Origin of the sequence: Candidatus Photodesmus anomalopis (genome assembly GCF_000731785.2) — a bacterium.
Classification (GTDB): domain Bacteria; phylum Pseudomonadota; class Gammaproteobacteria; order Enterobacterales; family Vibrionaceae; genus Vibrio; species Vibrio anomalopis.
The window spans coordinates 1-9,358 of sequence record NZ_JGVJ01000003.1 but is presented as its reverse complement, the minus strand read 5'-3'; the positions used below and the strand labels follow the sequence as shown (position 1 = coordinate 9,358).

The window sequence follows — 9,358 nt, the reverse complement described above, 5'->3', positions numbered from 1 at the left end:
TATTAAAGAGCTTGCTTTCTTCTTTTACTAGAAAGAATCAAACATTCTAGCTAGATCCAACTCTGTGTCAAATACTTTTTTAAAATTTAATATGCAAATAAATTACTTTATTTAAAATAGCTATTATATGTTTTTTAATAATGTTTATAATTATAAGTATGACTTTAATTAAAAATCACTATATAATTAAATTCGTTCCATTAAATTTGCAGTGAATAAATGACTGCTTCGTGACTTCCTTGACATCTAAAATATATTTTTATTCAGATCTAACTAATGAAAAAACATAGTATAAAAACCTTTCAAGAAATAATTTTTATTCTTCAAAATTATTGGTCAAAAAATGGATGTACTATTATTCAACCATTAGATCTTGAAGTAGGTGCTGGCACTTCTCATCCTATGACATGCCTACGATCAATAGGGCCAGAGCCCATGTCAATCGCGTATGTTCAACCATCTCGTCGACCTAGTGATAGTCGCTATGCTCAAAATCCAAACCGTCTTCAACATTATTATCAGTTTCAAGTAGCCTTAAAACCATCCTTAAAAAACGTACAAGAACTGTATTTAGGTTCATTAGAAGTTCTTGGGATTAATTTAAAAATTCATGATATCCGTTTTGTAGAGGACAATTGGGAAAATCCAACTTTAGGTGCTTGGGGATTAGGATGGGAAGTCTGGCTTAATGGAATGGAAATAACTCAATTTACATATTTTCAACAAATTGGTGGACTTGATTGCAAACCAGTAACAGTTGAAATTACTTATGGTGTAGAAAGATTAGCTATGTTTATTCAACAAGTTAATTCAGTTTATGAGATTATTTGGAATATTGCACCCAATGATAGAATAATTACATATGGTGAACTTTTTCACCAAAATGAAGTTGAACAATCTATTTACAATTTTGAGCATACAAATATTCCATTTTTATTTAATTTTTTTAAACAGTGTGAAAAAGAATGCAATGAACTCATTACACTAAAAAGACCACTTCCAATACCAGCGTATGAACGTATTTTAAAAGCAGGACATGTATTCAATTTACTAGATGCACGTAAAGCAATCTCTGTTACTGAACGACAATGCTATATTCTTCGTATTGGTAAACTAACTAGGAAAGTTGCAGAAGTATACTATGAATTACGAGAAGCTTTAGGATTTCCATTATGCCATTTAAATAAAAGTAATAAACAATGAAAGAAAAAAATATAGCAAAAACCTTTTTAATTGAATTAGGAACTGAGGAATTACCATCATTAAAACTGCGTTCTTTAGGGGAATCTTTTTCCAATATTTTTGAAAAAGAATTGAAGAAGGAAGGAATAACATATAAAAGAATTAAATGGTATGCTACACCGCGTCGTCTTGCATTGAAAGTAACAAATTTATTAGAAATTCAACCTACAAGAGTAGTAAACAAACGAGGCCCTTCTATTTCTGTTGCATTTGATACTAATGGTAAAGCAACTCAATCTGCTTTGAGTTGGGCTAAAAGTAATAATATTCAATTAGAAGAAGCTAACCACCTAGTTACAAAAAAAGGTAAGTGGTTAGTGTTAAAAAAAGAAATAGAAGGTAAAAATATTCAAGAATTAATTATACCATTGATTAAAAGAAGTATCATTAATTTATCAAAAGATAAGACCATGCGTTGGGGAAACTCTAATATTCGTTTTATACGACCTATAAAAACCCTAACAATTCTACTTAATGATGAACTTATTCATGGAGAAATTTTAGGTGTTTCATCTAGCCGTACTATTCATGGCCATCGTTTTATTGGTAAACATAAGCTGTCTATACAATCTGCAAATCAATATCCGAAAATCTTAAAAGAACAAGGTAAAGTAATTGCTGATTTTCAAGAACGCAAAGAAAAAATTCTATTGTATGCTAACAAGGCTGCAGAAAAAATTGGAGGTGTTCTGGATTTAGATGATACTTTACTAGAAGAAATTACTTCTCTTGTTGAATGGCCTGTAATTTTAATAGGAAAGTTCAAAACACAATTCTTAAAAATCCCCTTAGATGCTTTGGTCTATACTATGAAAACTCACCAAAAATGCTTGCCTGTCTATGAAAACAAGAGGAAAAAACAACTATTACCAAACTTTATATTTGTTGCTAATATTGAATCTAAAGATCCTAATCAAATAATAAACGGTAACGAGAAAGTAATTCATTCTCGTCTTTCCGATGCTAAGTTTTTCTTTATAAAAGATCGCAAACGTAAACTCATTGAATATCTTCCAGAATTAGATAAGGCTATCTTCCAAAAACAACTTGGAACACTTAAAGAAAAAACAGAACGAATAGTAGAACTTTCTACTTATATTGCAAAAAAAAATACTGCTAATATTAAAAATACCAAGCGTGCAGCGCTTCTAAGTAAGTGTGACTTAATGACATCTATGGTATTCGAATTTAGTGAAATGCAAGGTATAATTGGCATGCATTATGCAAGTTACGATGGTGAAGAAAAAGAAGTAGCTATAGCATTATATGAACAATACAGACCAAGATTTTCCGGTGATTTATTACCAAGCCGAGGCATTGCTTCATCACTTGCTCTTGCAGATAAACTGGATACTATAGTAGGAATTTTTGGAATTAATCAAATCCCTAAAAAAGGTGGAGATCCTTTTGCACTGCGACGTTTATCATTAGGAGTGCTTCGTATTATTATAGAAAATAGTTATGATTTTGATTTAGCTGATCTCATTACGAAATCTAAAGAATTATTTAAAAATAAATTAACGAATAATAGTGTAGAAATCCATGTAATTGAATTTATTTTAGCTCGTCTTCATGCATGGTATAAAGATTCCGGTTTTGATCTACATATAATCCAATCTGTATTAGCAACAAAATCCACTAAATTAATAGATGTTGATGAACGAATAAAAGCAATATCAAATTTCATTGAATTAGAAAAAGGCAAATCATTTATCGCTGTAACTAAACGTGTAACTAACATATTGGTGAAGTGTAACTTCACATTAAAAGAAGAAATTAATCCAATCCTTCTTTGCAAAGATGAGGAAAAAATTCTATCTGATAAAATAAAGATATTAAAACAAGAATTAAATTCAAATTTTATATTAAATAAATACAGCAAAAAATTAGAAAAACTAGCTCAATTGACTCCAATAATTAATACTTTTTTTGATAAAGTAACTATCATAAGTAATGACAAAAGAATAAGACAGAATCGCTTAACAATATTAAAAAATATATCTAATTTATTCCAAGGAATAGCAGACTTTTCGATCTTGAAAGAGTAAAATTTTCTGAAAAACCCACCATGTCAATTAAGTAACTATCTAACTAATCTAAATAATTTAACTTCTATCATAGTACATGGCATTAATTAAATTACGGTTATCTAATATAGTCTGCTAGTTGATGAGAAATCTACATTATGCATATGTAGCATCCTTCTAAAAATATTACACCATAAGAATATAGATATTTAACCTATTGAATTTGATAAATAAATGATAGATTAAATTTTTTATTAAATATCTAAGTTAACTACTTTAAGGGCATTTTCTTCAATAAAATTACGACGAGGTTCCACTTGATCTCCCATTAAAGTAGTAAATAATAAATCAGCACTAATAGCATCTTCAATTCGTACTTGTATCATGTGACGTTTTTCTGGATCCATTGTAGTTTCCCAAAGCTGATCTGGATTCATTTCACCTAACCCTTTATATCTCTGAAAACTTAAACCTCTGCGTGATTCTTTAAATAACCAATTTAATGCTTCGATGAAAGTTGTTACAGGTTTTATACATTCACCTCGCTGAATATATGCACCCTCTTGTAATAGACTACGAAATTCTTTTGATAAAGAAACTAATTTTACATATTCCTTTGAATTTATCAGTTCAATACCTAATACATATTTATCCATCACACCATAAGTAAAAACAGATATTTTCGGAAAATATAATAAAGTGCTAGGATCCCTTTCAATTTCACAAAAATATTTTCTAATACTGGTGCTTTTAATATCTAACTCTTTAACAAGCTGTGTAATCCATTTTTTTATTAATATCAAGTTGCTGCATTGTTTTTCTGTTAAACAGGGAACATTAATTAAACCTTGAACCAAATCTTTTGGGTAATAACGACTTATACGATTTACTAATTTCATACATGTATTATACTTGTTCACAAGCGTTTCTAATATTTTCCCGGTCAAAGCTGGCGATTTACTACTTATAAACAGTGAAGCCTTATCTAGCGCAAGTGAAACTTGATATTTCTCCATTGCAGCTTCATCTTTAATATATTGCTCATTCCTACCATTTTTTACTTTATAAAGTGGAGGTTGAGCAATATAAATATAACCACGTTCAATTAATTCGGGCATTTGCCGATAAAAAAAAGTCAATAATAAAGTGCGTATATGAGAACCATCGACATCAGCATCAGTCATAATAATGATGTGTTGATAACGCAACTTACTTAAGTTGTACTCATCTCGACCGATGCCACAACCTAATGCTGTAATTAAAGTTGCTACCTCTTGAGAAGAAAGCATCTTATCAAACCGAGCTTTTTCAACATTAAGAATCTTACCTTTTAATGGTAGAATAGCTTGATTTTTTCTATTACGTCCTTGCTTAGCACTTCCTCCTGCAGAATCTCCTTCTACGATATATAATTCAGAGAATTTAGGATCTCTTTCCTGACAATCTGCTAATTTTCCTGGCAAACCTGCCAATTCTAAAGCACCCTTCCGACGCGTCATCTCACGAGCTTTACGAGCAGCTTCACGAGCACGGGCTGCATCAATGATTTTTGAACAAATCACCTTAGATTCTATAGGATTTTCTACTAAAAATTCAGATAATTTTTCTCCCATTATTGATTCAACTGCAGACTTTACTTCAGATGAAACGAGTTTATCTTTAGTTTGACTAGAAAATTTAGGATCTGGAACTTTTACTGAAACAATAGCTGCAAGACCTTCACGAATATCATCCCCTAAAGTAACAGTTTTAGATTTTTTAGATAAACCGTTTTTGTCCATAAATACATTTAAAGTACGAGTTAGTGCAGATCTAAAGCCCGCAAGATGAGTACCACCATCACTTTGAGGGATATTATTTGTAAAACAATAAATATTTTCTTGAAAACCATCGTTCCATTGCATAGCTACTTCAACAACAATCCCATCCTCGCGTTCATGAAAGAAATAAAAAATCTTAGGAATTATATTTTTTTTGTTGTGATTTAAATGTGCAACAAAGGCTTGAATACCTCCATCAAATTTAAAATGATCATATTTATCTTCCTCTCGTTCATCAAGCAATTGAATAGAAATTCCAGAATTAAGAAATGATAATTCTCTCAAACGCTTTGCTAGGATATCGTAATGAAATGTAAGATTAGAAAAAATTTTTTCACTTGGCCAAAATCTAATTTCCGTACCAGTTTTTTCTGTAAAGCCAATTTGATTTAATGGTAACTGGGATTTACCATTGTGATAGACTTGGTTATATGTTTTCCCATCACGATGAATAGTTAAAACTACTTTTTTTGATAAAGCATTTACAACTGACACCCCAACTCCATGTAAGCCTCCAGAAACCTTATATGAATTATCATCGAACTTGCCACCAGCATGAAGAACTGTCATAATAACTTCTGCAGCTGAAACTTTTTCTTCCGCATGCATTTCAGTAGGTATGCCTCGACCATCATCTTGTACTGATACTGAATCATCATCGTAAAGAGTTACAATAATTTCATTGCAATAACCTGCTAATGCTTCATCAATTGAATTATCAACTACTTCAAAAACCATATGATGCAAACCAGTACCATCATCTGTATCACCTATATACATACCGGGACGTTTGCGTACTGCATCTAATCCTTTTAGGATCTTGATACTAGAGGAATCATATTTTTCAGACATTAATTTTTTCTCTTACGTTCTGTTATCACACCATGTTTCACATGAAACACTTTTCCGTTTTTATTGTATCTCTTGCTAATATCTCTCTCGTTAATTAAACTTATAAAAATTTGAGAATCTATTGTACTTAAACAATTAGAAAGTCGATTTTGAGAATTATTATCTAATTCAGAAGCAAAATCATCAATTAGATAAATACATTGATTCGTTGTAGTTTTTTTTAAATGCTGTCCCTGAGCAACTCTTAATGCACAAACCATTAATTTTAATTGACCTCGAGATAAGATTCTATCTACAGGCACTCCATCAATATAACTTTTAAAATCTGCTTTGTTTGGACCACATAAAGTATAACCTAATGTTTTTTCACGAACAAAGTTTTTTTCTAGAATACTTTGATATAAAAAATCCTTATTCCAACCAGAATAATATTCAAATTCAATATTCACTTCAGGCAGAAGAATACTAAGAATATCTTGAAGCATAAATTGGATGCTTTTGACATACTGACCTCGCCATGTATTAATGCTTTCTGCTAAGATTATTAGTTCCCTATCCCAAGGGATTAACGATTGATAATTTGAAACTTTTTTTAACAATGCATTACGCTGCTTAATCAAACGCTTAAAACGTCCCCAAACATTATAAAACTCTGGCTTTGTATAAAATAACCCCCAATCGATAAATGCACGACGAAACTTTGGAGCACCAAGAAGCAATTCTACACTTTCAGGATGAATCAACTGTAAAGGCAATATTTTTGCAAGTTGTGAAATTTTTTGTCCAGACTTACCTTTTATTTTAACTATTTTAGTTCCATTATGCTTCTTATTAATACCAATAGGTAATTCTAGTTTAGAAGAATTTACATATACACCATGAATAAATAATTCATTATATTCATTATGAATAACCTGATTAATTAAATCTGGCTTAAAAGAACGACCAAGACCTAAAAAGTAGACTGCCTCAATAAGATTGGTTTTACCACTTCCATTAGGACCAATAAAAAAATTAAAACCTGTTGCTAATTGAATAGTACAAGTCCTAATATTACGAAATTGATGCAAACTTAAACGAATTAATGACATTTTATATTTTTATAATTATAAACGAATTGGCATCACAACATACATAGCATTACTATTTTCAGCATTTTCAATTAATATACTTGAATTAGAATCCGACATCGATAGACGAACTTTTTTGCACCTTAATGTACTAAGAACATCTAATATATACTTTACATTAAAAGCAATTTCTAAATCTTCACCACTATAAGAAACATCTATAATTTCCTCCGCTTTTTCTTGCTCTACATTACTTGTTGTAATACGCATTTCATCATTTGATAAATTAATTCGAACAGAACGAATTTTTTCGTTAGAAAGAACACCGACTCTAGAAAAAGCTTGATATAAATCATCACATGATGCTTGAAGTACTTTATTAATATTTTCTGGAAATACTAATCGATAATCTGGAAAACAACCATCAACTAATTTAGAGGTTAATATAAAATTCTCTACTTCAATACGCAAAATTGAATCACTAATTTTTAGTAATACAGGATCCATTGAAATATCAAGTAACTTCAGTAATTCTTGTACACTTTTTCTAGGAAGAATAATCTTTGTTGAAGGGAAAGAAGAAATTAACTGAGTTTTAGAAATAGCCATACGATGTCCATCGGTAGCTATCGTTCGCAGTATACTACCTTCAATTTCAAACAACATTCCATTGAGATAATAGCGAATATCTTGATTAGCCATCGAAAAATGAGTTTTTTTCACTAAATTACGTAACTCACTTTGAGCAAGAGATACTACAACATTAGCTTTTAATGCATTAATATTTGGAAAATTATTAGGTGGGGATGTTGAAAGAAAAAATACACCACGTCCAGAATAAACTTTCACTTGTTTTTTTTCCAATGTAAGAGTAATCATTGCTGTCGAAGAAAAACTACGACAAATATCTAGAAATTTCCTTGCTGGAATAGTTACTGAACCTTCTCTAATATCGTTATCTAATAAGATTACACGACTTATTAATTCGACTTCAAGATTAGTTGTAATAATCCATAAAATATTATCCACTACCTTAATTAACAAATGCCCAAGAATAGGCAATGAAGGACGACTTCCAAATACACCAAACACCTGTTGTAATGACTTAACTAGATGATTACTCTGGATAGAAAATTTCATTATGCATTATTCTTAATAAAAAAACTTTTTTCTTAACTGATATATACTTACCATCGACTACTTAAACCAGTTCAAGAAGAAAGAGTACGAATTAAATTTGAATAGTCTTCTTTTATATTATAACTTTCTTCACGTAATTGCTGTACCTTACGACAAGCATGCAATACTGTTGTATGATCACGTCCGCCAAAAGCATCTCCAATTTCAGGCAAACTATGATTTGTAAGTTCCTTAGCTAATGCCATAGCTAACTGACGAGGTCGAGCAACAGAACGAGAACGACGTTTAGAAAGTAGATCAGCAACTTTTATTTTATAGTACTCAGCAACTGTCTTTTGAATATTATCAATAGTAACTAATTTTTCTTGAAGCGCTAATAAATCTCGAAGTGCATCTCGAACAAAGTCAATAGTTATAGATTTACCTGTGAAATTAGAATTAGCAATAACACGATTTAATGCCCCTTCCAATTCACGAACATTTGAACGAAGACGCTTAGCAATAAAAAAAGCCACCTCATCTGCTAAATAAACATTATGATATTCTGCTTTTTTCATTAGAATAGCAACACGGGTTTCTAATTCTGGTGGCTCTATAGCTACTGTTAATCCCCAGCCAAAACGAGACTTTAAGCGATCTTCTACACCATTAATCTCTTTTGGATAACGATCAGAAGTTAAAATAATTTGCTGATTACCCTCTAATAAAGCATTGAATGTATGAAAAAATTCTTCTTGAGAACGTTCTTTATTAGCAAAAAATTGAATATCATCAATAAGTAAGGCATCAACACTACGATAATAACGTTTAAATTCTTCAATTGCATTATTTTGTAGTGCTTTCACCATATCTTGCACAAATCGTTCAGAATGCATATATACGACTGTTGCACTTGGTCTATTATCTACAATAGAATTACCTACTGCATGCAATAAATGCGTTTTTCCTAAACCCGTTCCACCATATAAAAATAAAGGATTATAGGCTGCACCAGGATTATCTGAAACTTGACGCGCTGCGGCTAAACCTAATTGATTCGATTTTCCTTCAACAAAATTGTTAAACTTATGTTTTAAATTTACATTAGAACGATAAGTAATATCTATTATGTTTTCTACTTTTTTATCATCTAATGTTTTATTTAAACTTTTACAAGCCTCTAATTGAGCAGGTGCAGAAGACATTGCTGCAACATCGGCTGGGGTTT

6 protein-coding genes are annotated in these 9,358 nt (G+C 30.8%); 2 read left to right on the top strand and 4 right to left on the bottom strand.

Annotated elements, in window-relative coordinates:
* Window positions 1-276 precede the first annotated feature (276 nt).
* Together glyQ and glyS are read left to right on the top strand one after the other, a co-directional pair.
* Window positions 277-1,203, top strand: coding sequence for a glycine--tRNA ligase subunit alpha (glyQ, locus tag CF66_RS00605; protein WP_016504196.1), 927 nt, complete (start codon window positions 277-279; stop codon window positions 1,201-1,203).
* An 11-nt stretch (window positions 1,204-1,214) separates the two neighbouring features.
* Window positions 1,215-3,290 carry a glycine--tRNA ligase subunit beta gene (gene glyS / locus CF66_RS00600; protein ID WP_034411179.1) on the top strand — a complete coding sequence of 692 codons (2,076 nt, stop codon included), beginning with the start codon at window positions 1,215-1,217 and terminating at the stop codon, window positions 3,288-3,290.
* 233 nt (window positions 3,291-3,523) lie between these two features.
* Here glyS and gyrB read toward each other — a convergent pair whose 3' ends face one another.
* The 4 genes from gyrB to dnaA all read right to left on the bottom strand — a co-directional run.
* Window positions 3,524-5,941, bottom strand: a complete 2,418-nt coding sequence (gene gyrB, locus CF66_RS00595; RefSeq protein ID WP_034411177.1) for a DNA topoisomerase (ATP-hydrolyzing) subunit B — start codon at window positions 5,939-5,941, stop codon at window positions 3,524-3,526.
* Window positions 5,941-7,032, bottom strand: coding sequence for a DNA replication/repair protein RecF (gene recF / locus CF66_RS00590; protein WP_016504193.1), 1,092 nt, complete (start codon window positions 7,030-7,032; stop codon window positions 5,941-5,943). Before recF ends, gyrB begins: the two co-directional genes overlap by 1 nt.
* A gap of 15 nt (window positions 7,033-7,047) precedes the next feature.
* Window positions 7,048-8,151, bottom strand: coding sequence for a DNA polymerase III subunit beta (dnaN, locus tag CF66_RS00585; RefSeq protein ID WP_016504192.1), 1,104 nt, complete (start codon window positions 8,149-8,151; stop codon window positions 7,048-7,050).
* A gap of 71 nt (window positions 8,152-8,222) precedes the next feature.
* A partial coding sequence (gene dnaA / locus CF66_RS00580) for a chromosomal replication initiator protein DnaA (protein ID WP_034411175.1) occupies window positions 8,223-9,358 on the bottom strand: 1,136 nt, incomplete at its 5' end.